Origin of the sequence: Lactobacillus sp. M0390 (assembly GCF_016102085.1) — a bacterium.
Classification (GTDB): domain Bacteria; phylum Bacillota; class Bacilli; order Lactobacillales; family Lactobacillaceae; genus Lactobacillus; species Lactobacillus apis.
Map to the genome: position 1 here is coordinate 33,554 of NZ_JACFPH010000006.1, position 24,928 is coordinate 58,481.

Genomic DNA, 24,928 nt, shown 5'->3' on the forward strand with positions numbered 1-24,928 from the left:
CTTTTTAAATTTCAGCTAGTTGTTTAGACTAAAAATTGCGATAATTAATTGTAAAACTAGCAAAATTGGAGTGATTGAAGATGAAAGTACTAGTAATAGGTGCACATGGACAAATTGGGCAACAATTAGTTCAGATTTTACAAAAGAGCCCAAGCTGTGAAGTTATTGCAGGCTTGCGGTCGGTTGAACAGGAGAAAGCTTACCAAGAACAAGGAATTGCAACTACTTTTGTTGATTTAACAAAACCGCAAAAGCAACTAGAACAAGTGATGCAAACGGTTGACATTGTGGTTTTTTCTGCCGGATCAGGTGGAAAAACTGGTGCTGATGCAACTATGATGATTGACCTTGATGGAGCAGTTAAGGCAATTAATGCAGCTGAAAAAACAAACATTCAGCGCTTTATTATGGTTAGTTCGATTAAGTCAGATGACCGCAGTTTTTGGTCAGATCATGCTCCAGCAGTAGAGCCACAAAGCTACTACTATGCTGCTAAATACTATGCCGACCAATGGCTTTACCATAGCTCATTAGATTATACAGTTTTGCGGCCAGCTAGGTTACTCAACACTGCAGCAACTGGAAAAGTCAAAATAGCACAACACATAACAGAGCCCGCTTCTGCCATAACAATTACCCGAGCAGATGTAGCAGAAGTAATTGCAGAAATTATCGAGAAAGATAAGCTGCATCGAAAAGACTTTGACTTGGCCAATGGTGCAGTTGCGATTGATCAAGCAATAGATCAATTTGAATAAAGCCAAAATTTGATAGAGCATCCTAACTTATGAGTTAGGGTGCTTTTTCAAAAGCATAAATTTATTTGAACAAGAGTAGTAATATATAAGCTGTATAGCTGGGTATTATTTAAGTTAATTTTTTGGAGGTACGTATGCTTGTCAGCAATCTGTGGTTGATTATTTTTGCTACTATTTCATCTTTTTCACGCGGGATAATTTCGGTGATTGACCGTTACCAAATGGGTTATCGCAAACAAAGCTCAATTGATGTTAACTTTTTAAATAATATTTGTAGTTCAGTTTTAGTAACTTTTATGTTGCTGGTTATATTGCATAATTACCCCAGTCCACGCATTACAAACAATTACTTAATTAGGGTATTTTTGTATGCTTTTTTAGCGCAAATAGTGGCATATGGTTATAGTTATGTCTTTAAAAAAGTAACTATCATGCAATCGGTTATCCTAAGTAAAATTACTGATTTGTTTATTCCGTTGGCAATTTTGCTGACAATGGGCTACTTCAGTAAATCTTCTTACTTAGTTTCGATCATCTCAACTATCATAGTTGTCATTTATATTGCCTTTGAACAGCGCAAAGATAATTTGGATTTGAAAAACTTGGCGAAGACATTTACAGTTATTGCGCCACTGCTAATTGCGCAAGCGGCATTTTCGCCTTTTTTGACTAAAGGATTAATTAAGCCAATTGATTTGGTCTTTTTTACGATTATGACAATCTATGTTCGGTGCTTAATTTCCTTAATTACTTTTATCTATAAAAATCATTCCCTCAAAATTAATGGTGAAAACTTAACAGGTAGAGTTTTCCTTATTTATGGTAGTCGCGCCGTCTTAACCCTTCTTGCGCAAGTAACCTACACTTTGGCAACCTCTTCGCCTAACTCAAGCATTGCCTGGATCTTTTTAAACATGACTTCTCTTTACAGTGTGATTTTTGGCGACATTTTCCTAAAAGAGAAGATGAAGTTTGCAGATATCTTGGTGATAGTCCTTATCTTTGTTTTGGCATTATTTTCAAAGTAAAAGGGGCACCTATTGGCTGACAACGAAACTATTTTTTATACAACAGATTAAAAAATGCTTTAATTATTAAAAAAGTATATAATTAACTATGACTTTTTATGACTGGCTCAAAGATAGATACTGATAGTTTATTTGGGGAAATGCTATCGCTCATATTAAGAGCGGAGACATAATGATAATAGAAACCAAAAACTTGGTAAAACGATATAAAAAAGTGAAAGCAACAAAATTATTTCATAAAGAGTATCGTGATTTTGTTGCACTTCAAAATATTAATTTTCAACTCAAGCAGGGCGAATACCTTGGCTTAGTTGGTTTAAATGGGTCTGGTAAATCGACCCTAATTAAGCTGATTTTAGGCATTTTACAGCCAAGTAGTGGAAGTGTCAGAACTTTTGACATGGATCCACTAACTAATAGACAAAAAAATGCACAAAAAATCGGAGTTGTTTTCGGCCAAAGAAGCCAACTCCGTTGGGATTTACCGGCAATGGACACATTCAAGTTAAATCGTGAGATTTATCAAGTGCCGGAAGAGATTTTTGATAAACGAGTGAAAAATCTAGCTGAAATGTTAGATGCGACTGATTTTTTATTGCAACCAGTGCGCACGCTTAGTCTGGGACAACGGATGAAAGCTGAATTTATTGCGGCCCTTATTCATGATCCAGATTTAATTATTTTAGATGAGCCGACAATTGGGCTTGATGTTTTATCGAAAAATAGTATCACACAGTTTTTACAAAAATTGACCAATAAAACAATTATTTTTACTTCACATGATCTTGATGAGGTCGAAAAAGTTTGTTCAAGAACGCTAATCTTAAGTCATGGTCAGCTGGTATTAGATAAAAGTAGCAAAGAGTTGGCCAAACTTGACGTGCCTTCAACCGTGACATTTACTAGCAAAAATTCTTTAAGTGAAGCAATTACTGCAAAATGGCCTACGGTTAACCGAATAGAAAACGGAGCGTATCAACTTACAGGCATAATGCAGGAAGAGCTTAAGTCCACTTTGTCTATGATTACGGCGAGTGTCGAAGTCGATAGCATTGAGGTTAAAAATAACAAGCTAGAGTACTTGCTAGCACATCTAACCAAACAGGAGGTGCGCTAATGAAGTACAGATTCATGTTAGTAAAAATTGGTATCAAAAAAGGGCTAGCATCGAAATATGCTCTCTTATTTTGGCTTTTTTCCGTACTAATATCCACCACTGTCCAGTATTTTTTATGGAAAGCAGTTCTGGTTGGTAAACCACATCGTGAATTTCAAGAAACAATTAGTTATTTAGTGTTAATGCAAATTTTAACAGTTTTGTTTCCTAAGACTAGCTATGAACTTAACGATAAAGTACGTTCCGGAGATATTGCAATCGATCTTCTTAAGCCACTATCTATTTCAACGCAATTACTATGGGAAGGAATAGGTTATTCACTAGTCAAATTTGCCATAATTGGTGTCGTTGATATGTTAATCTTTTTCTGGTTCTTGGATTTTAAAATTGCATTTAGCACCATATTAATGGTTCTCGTCACGGCTATTTTAGGTTATTTTTTATACTTTGAACTTGAACTGGTACTCGGAACTTTTTCTTTTTATACCTACAGCATCTGGGGGATTACTACTTTTAAAGAAGCTATTTTGCTTGTACTAGCAGGAAATGCCTTTCCAGCTAATTTTTATCCCAGCTTGCTTAAAAAGATTGCTCAATATTTGCCCTTTCAATATTCATATGGCGCAATAGGGACATTGGCCCAGCATCCCGCCTGGAATTTATTTATTAAAATCGTCGTAATTCAGTTAATTTACATCGTTGCCTTTAACTTGTTGTTTAAGTTGCTTTTTAAGCATTCAGCTAACGCTACAGTTATTCAAGGAGGTTAATGATGCGATATTTAAAATTATTATTTACGTATTTCAAAGTAAATTTAAAATCATTAGCCGTTTACGATCTTGATTTTTATTTTGCGATTATTGGCATGATAGTCCAAAATGTCCTAAACATTGTTGCATTAAGGTTTATTTTTAACATTGTGCCGCGAATTAGTGGCTACAGTTTCAGCCAGTTGCTACTAACGTATGCATTAGCAACGTTATCCTTTTCAATATTCCGCTGCTTTTTCATTAATGCCTTAAATATTTCGGATTACATCCATAATGGTTCATTGGACACGATTTTGATTAAACCCGTCAATCCGCTATTTCAACTAGTTAATGAACGTGTAGATGAAGACTCTTGGGGCGATTTATTAGTTGCCTTGCTTCTGCTAATTGTGGTTGATGTGCAATTACATAATCCTTGGTATATCACGATTATGTTTATCTTTATTTCACTGTTTACGTCCTTAATTTTTTTGGCATTAGCAATCTTAGGTAATATTGTTTCACTTTTATCTAACGGTTTAGCTAATTTGGCTGAAACAACCTTTGACTTTTTTGATATGAGTAAATATCCCATGGCTATTTATTCGATGGGATTTAAAATAATTATGACTTTTATACTGCCAATTGGTTGGGTTGCATCAATTCCACAGGAAAGAATTGCCGTTAAGCACGAATGGATATGGCTATTGATAATTCCAGTTGTCTGCATTATGTTCTTTGTGTTGATTTATCAACTCTGGCGCGTATTTCTGAAAAAATATCAGAGTACGGGCAGCTAGAGAAAGCTAGTATAAATATATTGCCAAAATGGTTAGCGGTACAAAAGTGCTGCTAACTATTTTTATTGCTTTTGCTGAAAACTACAGTTTAGCCGATGGACAGTCAAAACAAATTTAGCTAAATATTGGTATAAAAAAGCCATACAACTGAAGAGCTGTATGGCTTTTTATCAATTATTCTTTTAATGTCTGTGCTTCTTGATGAATTACTTGCACACTATTAATTACAAATGGAAAGCCGATATATGGTAGCAATTGAATTACTGACCAAATTAGTTCACTTTCGTTGTTACCGGCCTTTAAACTTCCACGAGCATGGGCCTTGATTTGAAATTCAACGTTCATGGTAATTAGTGCCAATAGTTCATAGCGCTCACGGTCACGAACATCTAGTGCTTTTCGGTTATAAAAATCGTTGAAAAAGTGTTCCGTTAATGCGTGGGGGATGAATGCGCCAGCATTGTCTGGCAAATCTTTCAGCAGATTTTTAATTTCGGTGCCATATAATTGTGCTTGAACTTGTGCTCCATAGTTTTCATCTGCTTCACTTTCTACAGGTGTCAAAGTGATTTTACGTTCTTCAAATACGCTATTTACCCGCTCTAAAGCTTGTTTAACCTTCAGAGTACCAATTACAGGTACTAATTGATAAAGCACCTCTAAAAGAACTTCAGGGGCAATATTAGCATCTAAAATGTTAGCCACCTGCTCTGGAACAGCTGTCATTATTCCTTGCGTAACACTAGTGATTAATGGAATGATAAAACGATCTTTATGTAAGTGTTGAGCACAGTTACTGTCCACGTCGTTAAGGTAGCTCTGGCTTAATTTTTGAAATTGCTCTTCTAGTTGATTATTCATGAAAATCTCCTGGTTAATACTATCTGCAATCTTTACAAATTTCTTCTTTTAATGATTTTAAGAACAGCTCAGCAACTGGCGATAAACTAACTTCTCGTTTCCAAATTACTCTAATCGTTTGTTGCAGACTAGGGCATAATTTTTTAAACGTAAGCCCTGAACTTTCTGAAGTATCAGCCAAGTTATCCAGGGTTAACATTAATGCCGAATGATTTTTGACCATTAACGTACCGTTGAAATTAAGGTTATAGTCACCAATAAAATTCACGTTATCGTAATAATTACCTAACCAGTTTTGAAAAAGGTGAGTTTGCAGGGCTTGCTGCGAGGTCAAGAGGGAACGACCGCACAAGTCTTTCGGCGTAATTGCTTCTTTAGCTGCTAGTATATCATCTCTTGGCATTAATACGCCCCAGGTATCTTTTTCAGATAAGGTTAAAGAGGCATAGCTGGGTAATGAAATGTCACCAATAATTACCCCAAAATCTGCAGTTCCATTATTTAGCTTTCTTTCAGTGTAACTGTAATCGCCGTTTAAGAGATGAATTTTAACGGTGGGATGATCTTTGATGATTTGGCTAATTACGTTCATAATTTGTTGCATCCCGATGCTTTCACCTGCTGCAATTGTTAGGTTACCACTAATAAAAGAGGTAGTTTCAAGATTTCTTTTTGTCCTAGAAGTTAATTCTAGTATTTCTTGTGCTTGTTCCAGTAAGTAATGGCCTGCAGGAGTTAGTGTTAAACGGCGCTTTTGCCGGTCAAATAATTTGACGCCGAGTTCTGCTTCTAAATCAGCTATTTGTCTGGAAAGTGCTGGTTGCGAAATTAAGACCTTTTTAGCCGCACGCGTCATGTTACCCTCTTGGGCAACAGCAACGAAATAATTTAAAACGCGTAGTTCCATATAACCTCCTGTTTAATGCATTTTGTTTATGTTGACTGATTATTAATAAGTATTTCACTGAAGAAAAAGTTACAGTTAAAATTTGTATTATTGAGAAAAATTCAATATGTAATAGGCCACCTAATGTTATTTTGGTAGACAAGTAAAAAATCATAAAAAGCGCCTATAATAAACACGATTATAGGTCACCCTTTTACTTTTAAATTAGTAAGGAAAATAAAATGAAAATATCAGAAGTTGCAGAAAAAGTCGATTTAACTCCAGTAACTCTAAGGTACTACGAAAAAATGGGTCTTATTCCAGAAGTAAAAAAGGAACACGGTGTCAGAAACTATAGTGAAAATGATCTTAACTGGATTAGCTTCATCAAATGTATGCGGAATGTGGGCATTCCAGTAAAAGACTTACTGGAATATACCGAGTTACTACAGCAGGGTTCAGATACTAAGAAGGCAAGAAGACAAATTTTGGTCAAAGAACTACATCGCTTGGAAGAACAGGAGCGGGCTGTTCATTCCACTATCAATAGACTAAAGCACAAAATCAGTCTATACGATCAAGGAGAATTAAAGTAGGTTTCACCATAAAAAGTTGACTAGTAAACGATCAACTTTAGTATTTTCATGTAACTTGCTGTGTTGTGCCTGAGGCCCAGTTATTTCTTTTTCCTGATATGAGCGGGCACGCTTTTCCACTAAATAGCGGTAGGAACGAGCTGAATTTACTGCCACAGAGCCATCGTTTCCCTTACCTGTATCGCCGTAAATATTTAATACAGCAGCATTAGTGGGAAACTTTTTTCTTAGGCCTAAAAGTCCGCGATAGCCCGTGTCTATTTGCGTGGGCTTGCCGTTAGGTTCTAAAACTATTTTTTTAGGTGCATTTTGCTGACTTAAAAAGCCGTTATAATGCCCTGCAATAGAAACTTGTTTATTTAAACGGGGCATGTGCGGATTATCAGCATTGCTTAGTAGATAATAGGCAATTTGTAAGTTACCCATTGAATGGCCCACAAGATTTACTTGTTTGAATTGATATTTTGCTTGCAAAGCAGTGATAACGTTTTTGATGTAATTACTACTCTTTTTGAAAGCAACGGCCTGGTTAGTTTCACCTGTAGAAATGCTTTTGTTGTTGAGCAAATTAACTTCAATGATGGGGTTTTTCGCACCATTTTTAATGGTGCCCCATAAAGAGACCTTACCCGCGGGACTAACATCTGCACGAATAATTGAGTTGGTAAAATTGTGCTGTTTAGCGTAATTAGTCATGCTTTCTTCCGCACGGTAGCTACTGCCCCAACCGTGAACAAAGAGGGTTGGCGTAGCAATAGCTGTTTTATGCTGTTGCTGGCCAGGCTTTTTAATCACATAAAAGCCCAGTATTAATAATAAGGCAGCGATAATTGCACTTATCCCGAAAGCTTTATGTTTTTTGGTCATCGGCGACTCCTAAAAAGGATTAGCGAATCCTATAAACTTTTTTGAACATCTGCGACGATTTGTTCAAGAGTTAAATGATTTTGTTGATAAATTTCTGCTACAGGAGTTTGGTCAGTGTAAACACGGTTTTGCCCGTAGTTGAGTACTTTAACGTCTTTGTTACCCAGATAAGAAGCTACTTTTTGGCCGAACCCACCGTCGAGAATGTTGTCTTCAAGGGTGACGATTACCTTGTGATCGGTGGCCAGCTGGTCTAGTGCTTTTTCATCTAAAATATTAGCTGAAAGTGGGTTAACAAGAGCGGCACCGAGCTTATTTGCTACTTTTTCACCCAATTGATAAAAAGCGCCTAGTCCAATAACTGCTACTTCCTTACCCTGCTTAACTTGATAGTTAATGGTGGAGTAGTCGGTAATAACGTCTTGCTGATCAGTTTCTGGTACATTTCCAGGAACTTTAATTGCAACGGGATGCTTCTTTTGCTTGATGGCCCATTCAAGCATTGTCTTTTCTTCAGCCAAAGTTGTTGGTGCTAAATAAATCCAGTTAGGCAAATTAGAAATCATTACCTGATCAAAAATACCAAGGTGAGTTTTCGATTGACTAGAAATAGTGCCTCCTGCTACAAGCATTACCACCGGTAAGTCATTGGCGGCAGTATCGTGTGATAATTGGTCAAAAGCACGTTGTAAGAAGGTTGAATTTTCCATCAAAACCGGAATACCGCCTTCTTTGGCAAAACCAGTGGCAAATGCAACCGACTCTTGCTCGGCAATACCAACGTCAGTGTAATTAGCTGGATATTCATTTTTAAAGTCATCTAAATTAAAGACACCAGGAATAGCGGCATTAATGGCCATGATATTTTGACCGGCATCAATTTGTTCTTTAATAACGTCAAGTGCAACCGACTTGGATGTAGGTTTTTGGTTTTCAGCGGCAAGGGGCTGATCGTCTTCCAAATTAAATGGTGAGACCCAGTGATGTGCTTCTTCGTCTTTGACTGCAGGCTCGTAGCCTTTTCCCTTAAGCGTATTAATGTGCAACAAAATAGGATGATCAACATCTTTAACAGCTTTAAAAGCATCAATCATGGCAGAGAGATCATTACCGTCTGCAACGTAGCGATAGTCAAAGCCCATTGCCTTAAACGGGTTTTCTGCTGTTTGGCCGTTAGAATCACGCAGCTTTTTCAGTGAGGTTACCACACCACCAACGTTTTTATCAATTGACCATTGGTTATCATTAACTACAACCACTAAGTTGTGTGGCTCAATCGCTGCATTGTTTAGCCCTTCAAAAGCCAAGCCACCTGTCAGTGAGCCGTCACCAATTAAAGCCATAATATTTTCGTGTTGACCCATTAAATCACGTGCCTTTGCCATTCCAGTAGCCAGAGCGACTGAAGTTGAGGTGTGACCAACAGCATAGTAATCATATGGACTTTCGTCAGGATTTGAATATGGTGTTACATCTTCATAATGGTCAGGGTCGAGCCAAGCTTTGGCCCGTCCAGTTAACATTTTATGTGGATATGTTTGATGGGAAATGTCCCAGACCAGTTTATCTTTTGGAGCATCAAATACATAGTGGTAGGCAATGGTAGCTTCTACAATACCGAGATCTGGCCCTAAGTGGCCACCTTCAGCTGCATCTTTTTCAACGATTAATGTCCTGATTTCTTGAGCTAATTTTTCCATTTCGGGGATGCTCAATTTTTTAACATCTTTTGGTCCCGCAATTTTATTTAACAAAAAGTCTTCATGTTTATTCATAATATAAGTGCCTCCTTGCTGTGCTAGTCAGCCAGCTTATTTCAGTAACTGTATAAAAGTTTAATACTTAAAGTTAACTCTAAGTCAAATATAAAATTACTTTTTTATAATTAAAAGTTAATTTTATTCGATTTAAACTATAATTATTATAGTGATAGAAATAATGATGTGACACATTTAAGGAATTGAAGATGACAATTGGTGAATTACTGAAAAAGTTTCGCGTTAAGCAATTGAAAACGCAAAAAGAATGGGCTGCGGGTGTGGTTACGCCCTCTTATTATTCAAAGGTTGAGAAAAACCTGCATCGTATAACGGCAGAGGATTTGATTGCAATTTTGCGGCTTAATCACGTTAAGCCGTGGGAATTTTTTAATCAATTAGATGAAAATCAACAAGCGCAGAATGTTGCGTTTAATGAAATTGAAGAAGAAGTAAATCGAGCATATTATCAAAACAATCCTAAAAAATTGAAGAGATTCGCCAATACGTGGAGAATAGCGATATTGAGAATAAGGACAAATTACTGCTACTGATCGATTTTAATTTGGCTGACACGCTGAATAATGTAGCCGAATTGAGTGATACGAAAAAAGCGCAGTTAAAGAATTGGCTTTTTGAACAAGATGATTTTGATGAAAGAACTCTACGTATGTACATTAACTTTATCCCAATTTATGATTTAAAAAGCAATTTGAAGATTGGCAAAAAGGTAGCAGAAAAATTAAAAGGTACAACAGAAACGCGGAAACAGGAGGAGCTCTTAGGTGTTATTATCAATATCTTGATTGTGTGTATTGAGCAAGGAGCCTATGACGAAACTGGATATTTTGTTCAAGCTGCCGAGCATATCAGAACAGTGCCAAAACTATTCTTTTATAAGAACATGCTGGTCTTTTTAGAAAACATGATTAACGAGCACTTTGACCATCAAGAAGAGTATGTGGCTAAATGCCAATGGGCAATCAAAAATTTCGACTTACTAGGAATGCCTGAATATGGTAAAGAAGCAGAACGTTTTTTTAACGAATATCAGTAAAATGAATAATAGTGCTAAGATAAGAATAAAATAGTTAAGCTTGAGCATAGAAGGAATGATTTTATGAAAATAGGTTTTATTGGAACAGGTGTAATGGGTAACGCAATTTGCCTTAATCTGTTAAAGGCTGGTCATGATTTAGTGGTTTATAACAGAACCAAGAGTGAGACTGATAACTTAGTTGCTCAGGGTGCAACTTGGTGTGAGAGCCCTAAAAAAGTTGTTGAGAATGCTGAATTAATCTTTACGATGGTTGGCTTTCCAGCTGATGTTGAAAAAGTTTATTTCGGTGATGAAGGTATTTTTCAGGCCGCTGTTAAGGACAAATATCTAGTTGATATGACCACTTCAAAGCCTGCATTAGCTCAGCGCATTTTCCGTGAAGGGGAGCAACAAGGAGCAAAAATTTTGGACGCACCGGTTTCAGGTGGAGATTTAGGTGCCAAAAATGGTACTTTGACAATTATGGTTGGTGGAGATGAAGCAGCTTATCAAGATTTGGAACTAGTTTTTAAAGACTTTGGCAAAACCGTGCATTACTTTGGTGCTGCAGGAGCAGGTCAGAATACAAAAATGGCCAATCAAATTATGATTGCTGGAACAATGACTGGAATGTGTGAAATGCTCGTCTATGCCAAAAAAGCAGGTTTGGATCTTGAATCTGTACTAGAGACAGTTGGAGCAGGTAGTGCTGCTAATTGGAGTTTGAGCAATTATGGTCCACGTATCTTGAAGGATGATTATACACCTGGCTTTTTCAGCAAGCACTTCTTAAAAGACTTGCGCATTGCCTTGGAAACTGCCAAAGAAATGGATCTTGAGTTGCCAGCTACTAAAGAGGCAGAAAAATTGTATGAAACCTTGGTTGATGAGCGTGGTCTAGGTGACTTGGGCACACAGGGTTTGATCAAATTATGGTGGAACTAATATTTAGTTCAAAAACAAAAAGAGCAGTTTCAGATTTGGAACTGCTCTTTTTTATGAGTAAGTATAAGTGAATTTTAAGTTAATTGATTTTACTTTTGACTTCTTCTACGCCGTCTAAAACATTAGCATAGCGTGCCAAAATGAAAAGGTAGTCTGATAAACGATTAATGTATTTTAAACAAGCAGGGGCTAATTTTTGCTGTTCATCGTTTAATTTAGCCATTGCACGTTCTGCTCTCCTAGCAACCGTACGAGCATAATGCAAATGGGTCGCGGTAATCGAACCGCCCGGCAAAATAAAGTGGGTAGTTTTTGGAATTTTTTGATTAAGTTCGTCTATTTGTTGTTCAAGGAATTCGACTGTAGCCGCCGTTATTTCTTCGTGTCTTTTAACAACAATATCGCTTTCTAATTCATATAAATCACGTTGTCGATCTTGCAGTGGGTTAAGCAATTCTTGACACTGATCGGATAAGTTAGCAATTACAACACCTAAATAAGAATCTAGTTCGTCGATGTCACCAAGTGCTTCAATTTGTAGGTCATACTTAGGTACCATTTTGCCGGTGACTTGCTTGGTGTAACCTTGGTCGCCGACTTTGGTATAAATTTTGATGGTCATAAAAGCCTCCGTTTGTAGTGATCTAATGCAACATTAAGTGGTTTATATAGAATGGGGTAGAAGACTAAGTTGCCAACTGCATGGTAAGTATCAAAAACTAAGCTTCCAGCCCAGTAGGCTAGAAATGCATTAAAGCCACCAAAAATCGACATCCCGAAGTCTACGAAACAGCCGTATTCCCAACCTAAAAAGACAGCAACGACTAATTGATAAGTAAAGTGCTTTTTTAACGGCGTAAATTTTGCCAGTAATGCAACAGTTAAAACGCAGCCGCCATAGGCTAAGACCTGTGAGATGGTCCAAATGCCGAAGCCTAAGTAAATGTTAGAGACTACCATGGTCAAAATGGCTAGGGCAAAGCCGAAGGTAAAGCCCATATTTAACGTTACGATTACCAAAATGTCAGTGACTGGCTGGACATTTGGAACTGGAATAATTTTAAAAATGCGTAAGGCTACGCACATGGCAGTTAAAATAGCAAGTAGTGCTAATTTCTTGGTTGAATCATGCATGATTGCTGATTAGTCGATCTTTGCTAAAGTGAATTTAACCTTATCCTTGTTGGCTACTTTTTGTTCTGCAGCACCTTTAGAAGCGAATTTGCCGTTGATAGTGTAAGTCCAGTAAACCTTTTTGGCCTTATTTTGGCTCTTACCATCGATTGAAGTGATGAAGCCATCAGTACTCTTTACTTTCCAAAGCTTCTTAAGGCCACGCATAACAGTTGAGTGCTTAGGCAACTTTACGCTTTTTGTCTTGTAGTTTTTATTATCCACTTTAAGGGTATAAGTAACGCGAACTTTGCTTGCAGCATCAACTTGTTGAACATTTTGGGTACTGCCATATCCAGCAACAGTGAAAGTAAAGATAGTAGCGATTCCGGCAAGAACTGATAATTTATTTTTTTTCATGATAAAACTCCTATTTTTAATACATAAATTTAGATTATTTAACTGGACAAGCGCCTGATTCACAATCGGTTTGATCAACTAGCTCGATGTCTTTTTGATCATCATGTTGTTCAGCAAAGACAGTAGCAACATCGCCAGATATTTTGGCTTTGCGCTCTTCGTATGTTTTCTTATCAATTGGTTCTTTTGGCGCTTGCTCCAAAGATCCACCATAGTAAGGAAGAAGAGACGTTGACTTGATGACGTTACGATATTGTTTAAATAAAGAGGTGATCTTGTCACCTTCATTGCTTTGGAAAGTGACAGTACAACTAACCGCATTATCGGACCAGTAGGTTTGTAAAAATGCTTGAGTTGCAAACTGTTCTTCAATTGAAACAGTACCTGCAGAAGCAAAGTTTTTGCTGTCTGCATGAGCTGCTCTTAATGGAAATTCTACACAAATAGTATTTGGTGAATAGATATCTGGTTCTGAGTAGTAACCACAAGCATCAAGGGCCTTGAGTAAAGGATCTGAGGCTTGGAATCTGATTCTTTGAATTAGATAGCCAGCGTAGTGGAAGTGCATACCTTCAGAAGCACCTGCAAGTTTAGCAACAGTACCAGATGGTTTAACAGTGGTGTGTTTGATAGAAGGATTGCAATTTAAAGCCTTACTGTAGTCTTGATCGGCATCAATTACTGCTTGATATGCTTCTTCGACCATTTTGATTCCCTTAGGATCATAAATTGGCTTTTTAATTTTTGCGCCTGTCTCTTCGTCGATACTGTCTTCAAAGCCGGTAACAACCCGATGACCTAAATCATTTAAGAGCCAATCTTGGATACCTGACATTGAAACACCGATTCGTCTGTTCTTGTAGATGATGTTGCGGGAAACTTCCCAGTCGTATTCACTAAAAGTTACACGCTTGGTATAACGGGTAGCCAGTTTGAAGACCTCTTTTAAGTCCCAACCTTGTTCTTCAGCAATGTAAGGAAAAACTTCAAATAAGTTACATGGCTCACCGTTGGCTAGTGAAATCTCACCACATGGGTTTGTTCCTTCAACTTCGCCATCAATGCCTTCTTGATAACCATCAATAATACGGCCGTAATTACGTGACAAGTCTAAGTTAACAACACCAGGTTCACCGTTTTCTCTAATACCAGCGGCAATTGGTTCGTATCCATCGAATTTAGCGTCAATCGCAACGCTATTGTTTGAAGCCCAACGGTGATGATATAGCTTATCTTTATCTTGCTTCATTGTGATGAAATCTTGATCATCGTTAGAGCCTAATGCTAATTCAGCAGACCGTCTAACATTTCCTGCAACAACAGTTTTCCCGATTAAGTTGCAAATGTCTGTACCATCAACTGAGGTGATTTTTGTACCAACACGATTATTGATAATGTCGTTAATCTCAAACAGCATTTCGACCAATGGCATTGGGCCAGAAGCAGTACCACCAAAACCGTGAATTTTTGCACCGTAAGGACGAATACCACTGATGTCTAAAACCAACTTCTGTTTATTTTCAGGATTGGTCTCCTTAAAGTGCATATCGATTAAACGAGCATTAGCTAAAACCCAACCTTCACGGGTGTCAGATAAATCGTAATAGATATAGTCATCCGAATTCTGATTTTGCTTTACCCACTCACTTTTATCAGTTGCTCCAAGCTTAACGGAGTCGTCATAAGAAGCACTAGCCTTGTCGATTACAATCGTTAAATCGATTTTATTGTCAACTGAGGGAATTTTTTGGATATTGTCCTGAACGACGGAAAAGCCAACGCCGCCACCTTTCATCAATTGGTCAAAGACGAAAGAAAATGGCATTGAAAGAGCTTCTTGATTTTTGTCCAAATAGTCAGGCACGATATGACTATCACCATATTTCTGTGGTTTGATAGCAATAAACCAGCAATTGTTTAAGGAATCACCATTACGTCTTTGGTAATCAGTCCCAGAAACCCACAAGTTCCGTCCAGACGGAGTGGAAGCAAGGCCATAAATAAGCTTGAATAAACGCTTAGCTTCGTCTGTCAGTTCCTCAACCACATCTTCAGAAGGCGAATCAGTTAAGCGTGGATCAAGGTTAATGTTGCCTTCCACAACACGCTTAACTGTTTCGTCCCATTCTTCAGCGCGATTATATTCAGGAAGCCAGCGTGCATAAGTCCGCTTGTACGTGACCCAGCCAAGTTCTCCCCAGTGAGGCGAAACATTTTGTTTCACTTGATCAATATAAGCCTGATCCAAGCTTATTCTTGCATTTTTCATATACAAAATATCTCCTCATAAAATAACACTTTGTTTCACATACACATCATGTATGGTGTCTAAAAAGACTATAACACAATATCTTGTATTTACCAGCGGATATGCAGCAGTCAAATCCGAACAAAAAAAGATGATTTAAGGCGGCAGTAGGAGAAAAAGATTTTCAAAAAAATCATATAGCAATCAGCGTATAGAAAAAGCACAATAAACTAAAAAAAGCTTATTGTGCTTCAAAAAGACTAATAAAAAAGAGTTAACGACCAATTGCTGTGAAGAGCAGGAGAAGTATTCCTCCCAAAATAGCAAAAGGAATTAGTAAATGAATAAAGAAAATGAAGATTAAACCGCATGCCAGTATAAATAATAAAATTTTAATTATCCCAACACCTAGTTTAGCCAGTGCCCAGATCAATGCAAAAATTAGTAATAAAGTAAGCATACTAGTATTTCCTCCTGATTTATTTGGTAAGCAATTATACCTCAAGCGCAGTTACTTAAAATGAGTTTTACCTAAATTTAACAAAAAGATAATTATGTTTTTTATGAGTAATTTACTGGTATAATATTTTTCCGTAGCAGTATTTATTTCCCGGGAAATAATTGGAAAGGATGAAAAATACTTGCGTTTTAGACAAATTATTTTTGATGTAGATGACACACTAATCGATTTCGCGGATACGGAGAATTTCGCGCTCCATCGTCTTTTTAACGCGCATCACTGGCCACTAACAGAGGACTTGCAGCGCCGTTACCACTCATATAATCAAAGTTTATGGCGTCAGCTTGAAACTGGTGCATTAACATATGATCAATTGAGTGAAATGGTTTTTCATAATTTTATCAAAGAAAACTATCATATTAATGTTGATGGACTTGCCATTATGGATGAATATCGTTCATACTTCAGTCAAGCTTATAAGTTGCTACCTGGTGTAGAAGATACGCTTCGCTTTGCCAAAAAGAGTGGGTACGAGTTAACCATTTTAAGTAATGGTGAAGCCTATATGCAGCGCCACCGCTTAGAGCTAGCTGGAATTAAGAACTATTTTAATTTAATTATTACTTCTGAAGAAGCAGGTTATTCAAAACCTGATGCTCGAATTTTTGATTACTTTTTTGACCGGGCGGAATATGGTCCTGAAGAAACAGTATTTTTTGGAGATGGTTTACAATCAGATATTTTAGGTGCAGAAAACTATGGTTTTAGCAGTGTCTGGTATAACCATCGCGGGCGAAAAAATAACATGAATTTACATCCTTTGTGTGAAGTGAAAACATATCCCGAATTCGTGAAACTGTTAAAAAATGACTTTGAAAGAATTAATTAGCAATTTGTCAAATTTGATGTGGCAGCATATATATTATTCGATATAATATAACAGAGGTGAAAATAATGACTGTCAAAATTAGTTCTTTAAATGATAGATATTTTTTAAATAACGGAGCTAAGATGCCTACTATAGGTTTCGGAACTTGGCAAACGCCAGATGGCGATGTTGCCAAAAACTCCGTTATTGATGCAATTAATGCGGGGTACCGTTTGATTGATACTGCTGCTGCTTACGGCAACGAGGAGAGTGTTGGTAAGGGCATTAAGGAAAGTGGTATTAACCGTTATGATTTATTTGTTACAACTAAATTGTGGAATGATAAGCATGGCTATCAGGAAACAATTCAAGCAATTGACGAAAGTTTAGAAAAACTAGGGTTAGATTATCTTGATCTGTACTTAATTCACTGGCCAAATCCAAAAGCAGTGCGTGATCATTGGGCAGAATTAAACGCAGAGAGTTGGCTCGCAATGGAAGATCAGTACAAGGCAGGAAAGCTTCGTGCGATTGGGGTTTCAAACTTTAGACGTGAGCACATGGATGAATTACTAAAAACCGCTTCTATTCGTCCAGCTGTCAATCAAATCTACTTAAATCCGAGTGATATGCAGGAAGACGTTGTTTCATATAATAATGAACTTAACATTTTAAGTGAAGCATATAGTCCATTAGGAACAGGCGGCTTAATTGGAAATAAAACTGTTAGTGAAGTGGCTGAGCATTATGGTAAAACTCCTGCTCAAGTACTCTTACGTTGGTCACTTCAACATCAGTTTGCACCACTTCCAAAATCTGTTCATACTGATAGAATAAAAGAAAATGTAGATATTTTTGATTTTGTAATCGATGAAGAAGATATGAAGACTTTGGACGGGTTGCATGGTGCTGCTGACCTTGCAACTGATCCTGATAAAACAAACTTCTAAAGTTAACAATTAAGGTGAAGAGCAATGAAAATAGGATTCATAGGTACCGGTAAAATAGGTAAAGCAATTATTTTGGGCTTATTGCAAGGAGATATCGCTAACCAAGATATTTATGTTTTTGGTGGTGGACATCCATCAGCCGAAAAAATTGCAGCTGAATTGCACTTGAATTTAATTAATGACTATGCAGACTTTAAAGAATGTCAGGCTGTCATTGTTGCAGTGGGTGGTTCAGTAGTGGAAACTATTTTTGCAGAACTTGGTCAAAAATACCATGGCATTATCTTATCCACTGGTGGTGGTGATTTAGAAAAGGTAAACCATGAATTACCTAATGGCTCTTCTTTTGTCAAAATTGTGCCAAATACACCAGTTCAAATCGGTGAAGGAATTACAGCAATTAGTTTTGCTGCAGGAGAAAAGCCTGAAGTAATCAAGACTGTAAAAGATCTGTTTGAACAAATGGGTGATGTTTACGTTGTGCCGGCCGACTTATTAGGCATTTATGGTACTGTCGCAGGTTGTACTCCAGCATATGTCGATTTAATGATCGAAGCACTGAGCGACGCAGCCGTTCAAAATGGGGTAAAACGAGCAGAATCCTACCAAATCATTGAAAAAATGCTCTTAGGGACTGCTAAATTAGCATTAACTAGTGGTAAGCTTCCTGAAGAATTAAAAGATGAGGTTACTACTCCTGGTGGCTCTACCATCAGAGGCGTTAATAAGTTAGAAGAAAAAGGTTTTCGTGGAGCATTAATTCAGGCACTTAATGCTTCGGCTAAGTAAAAATTAGCAAGATTACTTAATAATGAAAGACAAAATAAAAGGCACCGAGTAAGTAAAATCGGTGCCTTTTTATTAAAGTCAAATCATTAAATGTGTTTAAGAAGGGAAATAAGTTTTTATGAAATTAAAATTCTTTATCCAAATCAACTGGAGTGTCAGGAGTTTCACCCTTGATTAACTTCAAGTTGTTGTCAAATGAGTTGATAACCATGTTACGAACAGCGTGTGTTGTGTAGAATGCTGTGTGAGGAGTTACCAAAACGTTTGGACGAGCGATTAAGTCAGCTAAACGCTTGTCAGGTAATTCTTTATTAGAGAAGTCTTCGTTAAAAATACCAACTTCACCTTCATAAGTATCCATTACGAAGCCGAAGATCTTACCTGAATCAAGGCCACGAATAACTGCATCAGTATCAACAAGAGGACCACGTGATACGTTAACAATAACAACGTCATCTTTCATCTTCTTGATTGATTCGTCGTTAATCATGTGGATGTTTTCAGGAACATCAGGTACGTGAAGTGAAATTACATCAGATTGAGCGTAAAGTTCATCTAAAGTATCTACATAGTAGCCCTTCTTCTTAAGAATAGGGTTTTGGAAAATATCGTAGGCAATAACTTTTGCGCCAAAGCCTTCCATAATTTTCATGAATACTTGACCAATATGTCCAGTACCAACAACACCAACAGTTTGGTCACGAACTTCACGACCAATTGTAGGAGCCCAACGTAAATCATGCTTAGCAAGCTTTTCGTCCATAGCTTTATCTTGACGTAAAACTCTAGCTGCTTGAATAGCTGCATGTTCAGCAATAGCATCTGGTGAGTATACAGGAACATTAGTTAATTTAAAGCCAAGTTCCTTAGCCTTCTTTAAGTCAATGTTGTCGATACCAACGTTACGGATTGACCAGTTACGAATACCAAGTCTGTCTAAAGCTTCAATTGTGTCAGCTTTGTAGTCTAATTGTTGGTAAGTAACAACACCATCAGCACCCTTAGCTAATTCAGCAGTTTCAGGTGTTAAAAGTTGATCAGTGTATTCAACATCAACATCTCTGTGAGCGTCGCTCCACTCGCGAACATAAGGCTCTTCGTCTTTACGAATCGCATAAGCATAAATTTTAGTCATAAAATCTAACCTCCAAAAATCGTTATTACTTTCTCTTGTGCTATTATACACTTGTGCTAACTGAATTAAAAATATAAAAATGTGAAAAAGATAATTTTCGAAAAAAGTTGATTTTTCAATAAGCGCTTACATTTATTGAGTACCAACTAATTAAGCTAGAATACTCATTTAAATAAGTTTTTCTAAAAGTCGTGAAATTGGTAACAATTTTTCTTTTATGTAAATAGTGCAACTATTAATAATATTAGGTAAATTTTTCAATGAATCTTTGTGCCAGTCATAAAAAACTATATAATGTAGAAGACGGTTTTAAAAGGAGAAAAAAATGATCTTAATTTCATGGAATATTGATTCATTGAATGCCGCTTTAACGGGGACCTCTTCAAGGGCTGAGGAAACACGTAAAGTTTTGGCAAAAATACATGATCAGGATGCAGACATTATTGCAATTCAAGAAACTAAATTGCGTGCAACTGGTCCAACTAAAAAGCACTTAGAAGTTTTAGCAACGGAATTTCCTGAATATGAAATAGTGTGGCGTTCTTCAGAAGAGCCAGCACGTAAAGGCTATGCCGGAACAATGTATCTATACAAAAAGGAACTTAAGCCCGAAGTGACTTTTCCAGAAATTGGTGCTCCAGAGCCAATGGACCAAGAAGGTCGCATTATTACATTAGAGTTTCCAGAGTATTTTGTTACCCAAGTTTATACACCAAACTCTGGTAATGGTCTGAAAAGATTACAAGAGCGTCAAATTTGGGACGAAAAATATACTGAATACCTAAAAACTTTAGATGATAAAAAACCAGTTTTGGCAAGTGGCGACTATAATTGTGCGCATGAAGAAATTGATTTGAAGCATCCAGATAATAACCATCATTCTGCTGGCTTTACCGATGAAGAGCGTGCAGGCTTTACTAAATTGCTTAATGCTGGCTTCACTGATACTTTTAGAGAAATTAATGGTAATGTTGAAGGTGTTTATTCATGGTGGGCTCAAAGAATTAGAACTGCCAAAGCCAATAATTCTGGCTGGAGAATAGACTACTGGATTACAAGTAACAGAATTGCTGACAAGGTAAAGCGTTCAGAGATGATGGATACTGGCGCACGTGCCGATCATTGTCCAATTTTGCTAGATATTGATTTGTAAAACATAGATTAAAAGAAATCCATGAATTTGGATTTCTTTTTATTTATTACATATAGAAGGTTTTGAGGAAATTAGATGAATAAACCGTTGCAAGATGCGATTCTTAATGGCTTATATGATCAAACGTATCCGGGGCATGAACTACTCAATCCCCAGCTTTTGCAGAATACGAAAGATTCTAATATCTGGTTAACTATTAGGCAAGAACTTTTGAGCTGCCAAGGCTTTACGTGGGCAGTTGCATTTATTACGCAAGATATGCTTGTGCCATTCAAAGTAGTAATGGCTGATTTAGCTAAAAAGGGTGTCTCGGGTACCTTAATTACGGGTGATTATCTTGCCTTCAACGATCCAAAAGTTTTCCATGAACTCTTAAAAATTGAAAATTTAACGATAAAAATCGCTTCTCCACGGGGTTTTCATGCCAAAGGCTACCTTTTCCAGCATGAAAATTGGCAAACAGTTGTCATTGGTAGTGCAAACTTTACTCGTGCGGCATTACTCAGTAATTATGAATGGGCGTTAAAAGTCAGCTCCAAGAAAAATGCTGCATTAGCGGAGCAGCTTGCAACTGAACTGAAAAGGTTAAGTCAAGAGAGTCAGCCACTATCACTGGAATGGCTGAAAAATTATGAAGATAATTGGGTAAAACCTGCTCAATATCAGTCAAGAAAATCCCAAAAAGTAGCTGCTAGTCAACCAATTGAACCAAATCAAATGCAAAAGGCTGCGTTACAGGAATTAGATGGTTTAGTTGAAGAGGGTAAAAATAAAGGGTTAATTGTTTCAGCGACTGGAACAGGTAAAACTTATTTGGGTGCTTTTGCTGCGCGTAATTTTAAGCCACATAAATTTTTGTATGTGGTACACCGTGAGCAAATTGCTAAAAAGGCACTAGATAGCTTTTACCAGGTTATTGGCGGTGATCGAAAAAATTATGGGTTATTGACAGGCCATAAGCATGATTTAAATTGCCAATATACTTTTGCAACAGTTCAAACGTTGAGCCAACCTGAAGTACTGGATAATTTGCAGACAACTGAATTTGATTACATTTTAATTGACGAAGCACATAGAGCGGCTGCACCGAGTTACCAACGTGTTTTTGATAAATTCACGCCTAAGTTTTGGCTGGGAATGACTGCAACCCCTGAGCGTATGGATAATCAGGATGTATATCAGTTGTTCGATTACAATTTAGCCTATGAAATTCGCTTGCGTGGGGCATTAGAAGAAAAAATGCTTGCACCGTTTCATTATGTTGGGGTTGAGGATTACGAAGTCGATGGCGAAAGCATTGATGAAACGGCCAATCTCCGCCGTTTATTAGCACCAAAACGAGTGGACTACATCTTAAAGCAAATTGGTTATTATGGCTACTGTGGTGATCAAGCTAAGGGATTGGTTTTTTGCAGTAGACAAGAAGAAGCGCGCGAGCTAGCAGAAATTTTTTCAGCTAAAGGACATCCAGCAATTGCGCTGACTAATGAAGATAGTGAAAAAAGAAGACTGCAAGTCGTGCGCCAACTCGAAGAGGGAAAAATTGAATATATTATTACAGTTGATCTCTTTAACGAAGGAATCGACATCCCGGCACTGAATCAGATTGTGATGTTGCGTAATACGCAATCAAGCATTGTGTTTATTCAGCAGCTTGGCCGAGGTCTGCGTAAGTATCCTGGAAAAGACTATGTAACCGTCATTGATTTTATTGGTAACTATAAAAATAATTACCTAATTCCGATTTCTTTGAATCAAGACGACAGTAGAGACATTGACCGTGTACGCGAAGAGAGTACTTTGCCTGGCTTTATTGATGTTTCAACAATTAACTTTACGCAAGTTGCTTCCAACAAGATATTGGCATCGCTCGACCGAATAAAGCTCGATAGCATAAAGGAATTGCGTCAGTCTTATATTGAGCTAAAAGAAAAAACGGGTAGACCACCACTTTTATATGATTTTTATCGTTATGGCTCGACTTCGCCTGAAGTTTTTGCTAATAACCACGCTTTGGCTCATTACGGTGAGTTTTTAGCTAAAATGGGTGAGCCGATAAAGTTGACTGAATATGAGAGTGCCGTTTTATCGTTTGTAACGAAAGAATTGCTGAATGGAAAAAGACCGCATGAACTGCTACTGCTCAAACAATTATTGACAGACAAGTCAGTCAGCCAAACTGAGTACGAGCAGGTGCTGCGCGATTATGGTGCGTATGTTAATTCTGCCGTTTTAAACTCAGTTGATGATATTTTGACGTTGAATTTCTTTGATATTAAGCAAGGAAAGACTACCAAGAAAGAACAATATGGTGATCAAGCACTTATTGAACGACCAGATTTATTCACTTATCAACTAGCGCCGCAATTAGAGGAAGCACTTAATCATAACCAGCAGTTTAAGCAATTGTTTACCGATGTTGTTAAAACTGGTTTGGCGCTTAACCAAAAGTATGATAACCAAAAGCAATTCACGCTTTACGAGCAATATGATCGAAAAGATGCTTGTAGGCTGCTTAATTGGCCGAAGGATGTTTCTGCACCAATGTATGGTTATCGTGTTGATAAAGATGAAACGCCGATTTTTATTACTTATAAAAAAGACTCATCAAAAAAGCGGAATGCTGTGTACAACAATACTCTAGAAGATGGTCGCTGCTTAAGATGGTACACGCGCTCGCCACGTCATATAGATTCTGATGAAGTCCAGAGATTATTGAATACACCCGAAATGAAGCTTCACCTATTTGTTAAGAAAAGAGATGCAATTGGTAAACAATTTTTCTATCTTGGCCAAGCAGAAATTCAAAAAGAAACCGTTAAAGAAGAGCAGTTAGGTCCAAAGAAAAAGGCTGCGGTTGGGATGAACTTGCTACTTAAGCATCCACTTGAAGCCAAAATGTATGAACTACTATTTGAAGAATAAGAAAAAAGCTTCTTTATGATTAAAGAAGCTTTTTTAAATAGATAGTTTATCTTGAAACAAATGTATTAGGCTTGATGTGCTGAAGGATTTCGTAGCCTACATCTTTTTCGTCGTTTTCAACATCATTAGTCTGATTTAAAAACATGACAATGCCGTTTTGATTATCGGTTGTTAACTGAACCCAGGTGCCAAAGTGAAGCCCATATAAACTACCATAAGCGGATTTGAGAGTTTCTTTATTCCTTAAATACATTCCGCCGCAGTAATCGGTAACTTTACTCTTCAAGTGAGTCAAGTAATAAAAATCATCCTTACTTAGGATACTACCGTCACTTAGACCAACCTGTATTTTGTAATATTCGTCTGTTGTGGTAAATAAGTTACCGGCACCAGGAATTTGGGAGGCAAGGCTGGCTTTAACGTAACTAGATTGCTGGTAGTTCTTGCCACCATTTGAATAGTAAGAAATGGGATCTGTTATTCCCTTAGGGATGCCTTGGTAAAGGTATGTTCTTTGCAAGTTAAGCTTTTTAACGATGCGGCTTTCAAAGTTATCTTCATAAGACTTTCCGGTAACTTGGCGAATGATGCCAGCAAGCAAAATGTAGTTACTATTATTGTAATGATAATTACCTACACTATCTGCTTTAGAAGCGTTGATATTTTTAACAACCCAGTCAATTGAATCTGCTTCGGAATAAACAACACCCCGATCAATTTCGGTTTGCGTAGCCGTAATACCAGAAGTATGTGACATTAGATTGCCAACTGTAATATTGTTAGCATTTTTTAAATTAGGATACCAACGTGAAATCTTTGTGTTTTGGGTAAAAGATTGATCCGTATTTTTGGTTTCATTAATTAGTTGAACAATCATTGCGGCGGTGACTACTTTTTGTAATGAAGCGGACGGATAGGTAACATTTTTACTGCCATTACCGATGCGCTTGCCGTACCAAGCATAGCCATAACTAATTGTTTGAGGCACACCATCTTTCACCACAGTTACGATGCCACGAACATAATGCTTTTTAAAAGTATTCCTAACAAAATTGTACATTTCGGTTTGGTTGCTAGTTGTGGGTGCGGCACTAACCGAGGCAGTAGAAAGAGCAGTTGATGCGGAAGCACCAATAACTAATGCTGCAGCCAAAGCGATAAATTTACGTTTCAAGATATAATATTCTCCCTTACAGTTATTAAGATGTATTATAGAACGTTCGCTTTAACAAAGATATGTGAAAAAGGTTAATTTTCGTTAACAAAGCGGATAAAGTTTAAAAATATTAAAGCAACAATGTAATATTTGCAAGAGTTACAGGAAAAATCATTACGAACATGCGGTTTTTAAAAATGCTACAAAAAAATTAGCAAAAAGTACTTGCCAAAAAGAGAAATAGTTGCTAGTATTAATAACTGTCGTCAGGACATAGGGCACAACAGCTCGAGCGATTGAACGACAAA

At 37.3% G+C, this 24,928-nt stretch carries 24 protein-coding genes; 14 read left to right on the forward strand and 10 right to left on the reverse strand.

Translation table 11 applies throughout. The annotated features are described in order from the left end of the window. The first annotated feature begins 80 nt into the window (after nucleotides 1-80). From H3R25_RS08430 to H3R25_RS08450, 5 genes are all read left to right on the forward strand, one after another. On the forward strand, nucleotides 81-758 hold the full coding sequence (locus tag H3R25_RS08430; RefSeq protein ID WP_074426407.1) for an SDR family oxidoreductase: 678 nt from the start codon (nucleotides 81-83) through the stop codon (nucleotides 756-758). A 134-nt stretch (nucleotides 759-892) separates the two neighbouring features. After that, nucleotides 893-1,786 (forward strand): EamA family transporter, encoded by an 894-nt coding sequence (locus H3R25_RS08435; protein ID WP_198195018.1) that lies wholly within the window; start codon nucleotides 893-895, stop codon nucleotides 1,784-1,786. Between the two features lie 172 nt (nucleotides 1,787-1,958). Then, complete coding sequence (locus tag H3R25_RS08440) at nucleotides 1,959-2,903, forward strand: ATP-binding cassette domain-containing protein (RefSeq protein ID WP_232354591.1); 945 nt, start codon at nucleotides 1,959-1,961, stop codon at nucleotides 2,901-2,903. Further along, a complete protein-coding gene (locus tag H3R25_RS08445; protein ID WP_198195020.1) occupies nucleotides 2,903-3,673 on the forward strand; it encodes an ABC-2 family transporter protein in 771 nt (256 codons plus the stop codon). The genes H3R25_RS08440 and H3R25_RS08445 overlap by 1 nt, the downstream gene beginning before the upstream one ends. 2 nt (nucleotides 3,674-3,675) lie before the next feature. Next, nucleotides 3,676-4,452 (forward strand): ABC transporter permease, encoded by a 777-nt coding sequence (locus H3R25_RS08450; protein WP_232354592.1) that lies wholly within the window; start codon nucleotides 3,676-3,678, stop codon nucleotides 4,450-4,452. Nucleotides 4,453-4,626: 174 nt separating this feature from the next. Here the strand turns inward: H3R25_RS08450 and H3R25_RS08455 are convergent, their stop codons facing one another. Together H3R25_RS08455 and H3R25_RS08460 are read right to left on the reverse strand one after the other, a co-directional pair. Further along, on the reverse strand, nucleotides 4,627-5,313 hold the full coding sequence (locus H3R25_RS08455; protein ID WP_198195024.1) for a carboxymuconolactone decarboxylase family protein: 687 nt from the start codon (nucleotides 5,311-5,313) through the stop codon (nucleotides 4,627-4,629). A 19-nt stretch (nucleotides 5,314-5,332) separates the two neighbouring features. Next, nucleotides 5,333-6,220, reverse strand: a complete 888-nt coding sequence (locus H3R25_RS08460) for a LysR family transcriptional regulator (protein ID WP_198195026.1) — start codon at nucleotides 6,218-6,220, stop codon at nucleotides 5,333-5,335. A gap of 221 nt (nucleotides 6,221-6,441) precedes the next feature. Between H3R25_RS08460 and H3R25_RS08465 the strand changes: the two genes are divergently transcribed. Next, a complete protein-coding gene (locus tag H3R25_RS08465) occupies nucleotides 6,442-6,795 on the forward strand; it encodes a MerR family transcriptional regulator (protein ID WP_198195028.1) in 354 nt (117 codons plus the stop codon). A 3-nt stretch (nucleotides 6,796-6,798) separates the two neighbouring features. On the opposite strand, the gene H3R25_RS08470 is transcribed toward H3R25_RS08465, so the two are convergent. Together H3R25_RS08470 and H3R25_RS08475 are read right to left on the reverse strand one after the other, a co-directional pair. Next, complete coding sequence (locus H3R25_RS08470) at nucleotides 6,799-7,662, reverse strand: alpha/beta hydrolase (RefSeq protein ID WP_198195030.1); 864 nt, start codon at nucleotides 7,660-7,662, stop codon at nucleotides 6,799-6,801. Nucleotides 7,663-7,691: 29 nt separating this feature from the next. Further along, on the reverse strand, nucleotides 7,692-9,437 hold the full coding sequence (locus H3R25_RS08475) for a 1-deoxy-D-xylulose-5-phosphate synthase (protein WP_198195032.1): 1,746 nt from the start codon (nucleotides 9,435-9,437) through the stop codon (nucleotides 7,692-7,694). 191 nt (nucleotides 9,438-9,628) lie between these two features. On the opposite strand from H3R25_RS08475, the gene H3R25_RS08480 reads away from it, so the two are divergent. From H3R25_RS08480 to H3R25_RS08490, 3 genes are all read left to right on the forward strand, one after another. Then, a complete protein-coding gene (locus tag H3R25_RS08480) occupies nucleotides 9,629-9,973 on the forward strand; it encodes a helix-turn-helix domain-containing protein (RefSeq protein ID WP_198195035.1) in 345 nt (114 codons plus the stop codon). Continuing rightward, complete coding sequence (locus H3R25_RS08485; RefSeq protein ID WP_198195036.1) at nucleotides 9,928-10,476, forward strand: hypothetical protein; 549 nt, start codon at nucleotides 9,928-9,930, stop codon at nucleotides 10,474-10,476. The genes H3R25_RS08480 and H3R25_RS08485 overlap by 46 nt, the downstream gene beginning before the upstream one ends. A gap of 63 nt (nucleotides 10,477-10,539) precedes the next feature. Next, nucleotides 10,540-11,403: an NAD(P)-dependent oxidoreductase gene (locus H3R25_RS08490; RefSeq protein ID WP_198195038.1), complete on the forward strand. Its 864-nt coding sequence runs from the start codon at nucleotides 10,540-10,542 to the stop codon at nucleotides 11,401-11,403. Between the two features lie 79 nt (nucleotides 11,404-11,482). Here the strand turns inward: H3R25_RS08490 and H3R25_RS08495 are convergent, their stop codons facing one another. Genes H3R25_RS08495 through nrdJ form a run of 4 tightly spaced genes read right to left on the reverse strand, consistent with a single transcriptional unit; the run spans nucleotide 11,483 to nucleotide 15,205 of the window. Continuing rightward, nucleotides 11,483-12,025 carry a cob(I)yrinic acid a,c-diamide adenosyltransferase gene (locus H3R25_RS08495; RefSeq protein WP_198188269.1) on the reverse strand — a complete coding sequence of 181 codons (543 nt, stop codon included), beginning with the start codon at nucleotides 12,023-12,025 and terminating at the stop codon, nucleotides 11,483-11,485. Then, a complete protein-coding gene (locus H3R25_RS08500) occupies nucleotides 12,022-12,537 on the reverse strand; it encodes an ECF transporter S component (RefSeq protein ID WP_074426419.1) in 516 nt (171 codons plus the stop codon). Before H3R25_RS08500 ends, H3R25_RS08495 begins: the two co-directional genes overlap by 4 nt. A 9-nt stretch (nucleotides 12,538-12,546) precedes the next feature. Next, complete coding sequence (locus H3R25_RS08505; protein ID WP_198195040.1) at nucleotides 12,547-12,936, reverse strand: DUF4430 domain-containing protein; 390 nt, start codon at nucleotides 12,934-12,936, stop codon at nucleotides 12,547-12,549. Nucleotides 12,937-12,970: 34 nt separating this feature from the next. Continuing rightward, nucleotides 12,971-15,205, reverse strand: a complete 2,235-nt coding sequence (gene nrdJ / locus H3R25_RS08510) for a ribonucleoside-triphosphate reductase, adenosylcobalamin-dependent (protein ID WP_198195042.1) — start codon at nucleotides 15,203-15,205, stop codon at nucleotides 12,971-12,973. Between the two features lie 620 nt (nucleotides 15,206-15,825). Between nrdJ and H3R25_RS08515 the strand changes: the two genes are divergently transcribed. From H3R25_RS08515 to proC, 3 genes are all read left to right on the forward strand, one after another. Continuing rightward, complete coding sequence (locus tag H3R25_RS08515) at nucleotides 15,826-16,533, forward strand: YjjG family noncanonical pyrimidine nucleotidase (RefSeq protein ID WP_074426422.1); 708 nt, start codon at nucleotides 15,826-15,828, stop codon at nucleotides 16,531-16,533. A 65-nt stretch (nucleotides 16,534-16,598) separates the two neighbouring features. After that, the gene (locus H3R25_RS08520) at nucleotides 16,599-17,462 is read left to right on the forward strand and encodes an aldo/keto reductase (protein WP_198195044.1); all 864 of its coding nucleotides are present in this window, start codon (nucleotides 16,599-16,601) and stop codon (nucleotides 17,460-17,462) included. A gap of 24 nt (nucleotides 17,463-17,486) precedes the next feature. Then, complete coding sequence (gene proC, locus H3R25_RS08525) at nucleotides 17,487-18,251, forward strand: pyrroline-5-carboxylate reductase (protein WP_198188286.1); 765 nt, start codon at nucleotides 17,487-17,489, stop codon at nucleotides 18,249-18,251. A gap of 124 nt (nucleotides 18,252-18,375) precedes the next feature. On the opposite strand, the gene H3R25_RS08530 is transcribed toward proC, so the two are convergent. After that, nucleotides 18,376-19,386 (reverse strand): D-2-hydroxyacid dehydrogenase, encoded by a 1,011-nt coding sequence (locus H3R25_RS08530; RefSeq protein WP_074426426.1) that lies wholly within the window; start codon nucleotides 19,384-19,386, stop codon nucleotides 18,376-18,378. A 325-nt stretch (nucleotides 19,387-19,711) separates the two neighbouring features. On the opposite strand from H3R25_RS08530, the gene H3R25_RS08535 reads away from it, so the two are divergent. Beyond that, nucleotides 19,712-20,539 (forward strand): exodeoxyribonuclease III, encoded by an 828-nt coding sequence (locus H3R25_RS08535; RefSeq protein WP_074426427.1) that lies wholly within the window; start codon nucleotides 19,712-19,714, stop codon nucleotides 20,537-20,539. Between the two features lie 75 nt (nucleotides 20,540-20,614). Further along, a complete protein-coding gene (locus H3R25_RS08540; protein ID WP_198195046.1) occupies nucleotides 20,615-23,464 on the forward strand; it encodes a DUF3427 domain-containing protein in 2,850 nt (949 codons plus the stop codon). Nucleotides 23,465-23,510: 46 nt separating this feature from the next. Here the strand turns inward: H3R25_RS08540 and H3R25_RS08545 are convergent, their stop codons facing one another. Next, nucleotides 23,511-24,638 (reverse strand): serine hydrolase, encoded by a 1,128-nt coding sequence (locus H3R25_RS08545; protein ID WP_232354593.1) that lies wholly within the window; start codon nucleotides 24,636-24,638, stop codon nucleotides 23,511-23,513. Nucleotides 24,639-24,928 lie beyond the last annotated feature (290 nt).

Bases quoted from the DNA above. Each gene is read 5' to 3' on its own strand.
- H3R25_RS08430 (WP_074426407.1), top strand. From the start codon at position 81: ATGAAAGTACTAGTAATAGGTGCACATGGACAAATTGGGCAACAATTA.
- H3R25_RS08435 (WP_198195018.1), top strand. From the start codon at position 893: ATGCTTGTCAGCAATCTGTGGTTGATTATTTTTGCTACTATTTCATCT.
- H3R25_RS08440 (WP_232354591.1), top strand. From the start codon at position 1,959: ATGATAATAGAAACCAAAAACTTGGTAAAACGATATAAAAAAGTGAAA.
- H3R25_RS08445 (WP_198195020.1), top strand. From the start codon at position 2,903: ATGAAGTACAGATTCATGTTAGTAAAAATTGGTATCAAAAAAGGGCTA.
- H3R25_RS08450 (WP_232354592.1), top strand. From the start codon at position 3,676: ATGCGATATTTAAAATTATTATTTACGTATTTCAAAGTAAATTTAAAA.
- H3R25_RS08455 (WP_198195024.1), bottom strand. From the start codon at position 5,313: ATGAATAATCAACTAGAAGAGCAATTTCAAAAATTAAGCCAGAGCTAC.
- H3R25_RS08460 (WP_198195026.1), bottom strand. From the start codon at position 6,220: ATGGAACTACGCGTTTTAAATTATTTCGTTGCTGTTGCCCAAGAGGGT.
- H3R25_RS08465 (WP_198195028.1), top strand. From the start codon at position 6,442: ATGAAAATATCAGAAGTTGCAGAAAAAGTCGATTTAACTCCAGTAACT.
- H3R25_RS08470 (WP_198195030.1), bottom strand. From the start codon at position 7,662: ATGACCAAAAAACATAAAGCTTTCGGGATAAGTGCAATTATCGCTGCC.
- H3R25_RS08475 (WP_198195032.1), bottom strand. From the start codon at position 9,437: ATGAATAAACATGAAGACTTTTTGTTAAATAAAATTGCGGGACCAAAA.
- H3R25_RS08480 (WP_198195035.1), top strand. From the start codon at position 9,629: ATGACAATTGGTGAATTACTGAAAAAGTTTCGCGTTAAGCAATTGAAA.
- H3R25_RS08490 (WP_198195038.1), top strand. From the start codon at position 10,540: ATGAAAATAGGTTTTATTGGAACAGGTGTAATGGGTAACGCAATTTGC.
- H3R25_RS08495 (WP_198188269.1), bottom strand. From the start codon at position 12,025: ATGACCATCAAAATTTATACCAAAGTCGGCGACCAAGGTTACACCAAG.
- H3R25_RS08500 (WP_074426419.1), bottom strand. From the start codon at position 12,537: ATGCATGATTCAACCAAGAAATTAGCACTACTTGCTATTTTAACTGCC.
- H3R25_RS08505 (WP_198195040.1), bottom strand. From the start codon at position 12,936: ATGAAAAAAAATAAATTATCAGTTCTTGCCGGAATCGCTACTATCTTT.
- nrdJ (WP_198195042.1), bottom strand. From the start codon at position 15,205: ATGAAAAATGCAAGAATAAGCTTGGATCAGGCTTATATTGATCAAGTG.
- H3R25_RS08520 (WP_198195044.1), top strand. From the start codon at position 16,599: ATGACTGTCAAAATTAGTTCTTTAAATGATAGATATTTTTTAAATAAC.
- proC (WP_198188286.1), top strand. From the start codon at position 17,487: ATGAAAATAGGATTCATAGGTACCGGTAAAATAGGTAAAGCAATTATT.
- H3R25_RS08530 (WP_074426426.1), bottom strand. From the start codon at position 19,386: ATGACTAAAATTTATGCTTATGCGATTCGTAAAGACGAAGAGCCTTAT.
- H3R25_RS08535 (WP_074426427.1), top strand. From the start codon at position 19,712: ATGATCTTAATTTCATGGAATATTGATTCATTGAATGCCGCTTTAACG.
- H3R25_RS08540 (WP_198195046.1), top strand. From the start codon at position 20,615: ATGAATAAACCGTTGCAAGATGCGATTCTTAATGGCTTATATGATCAA.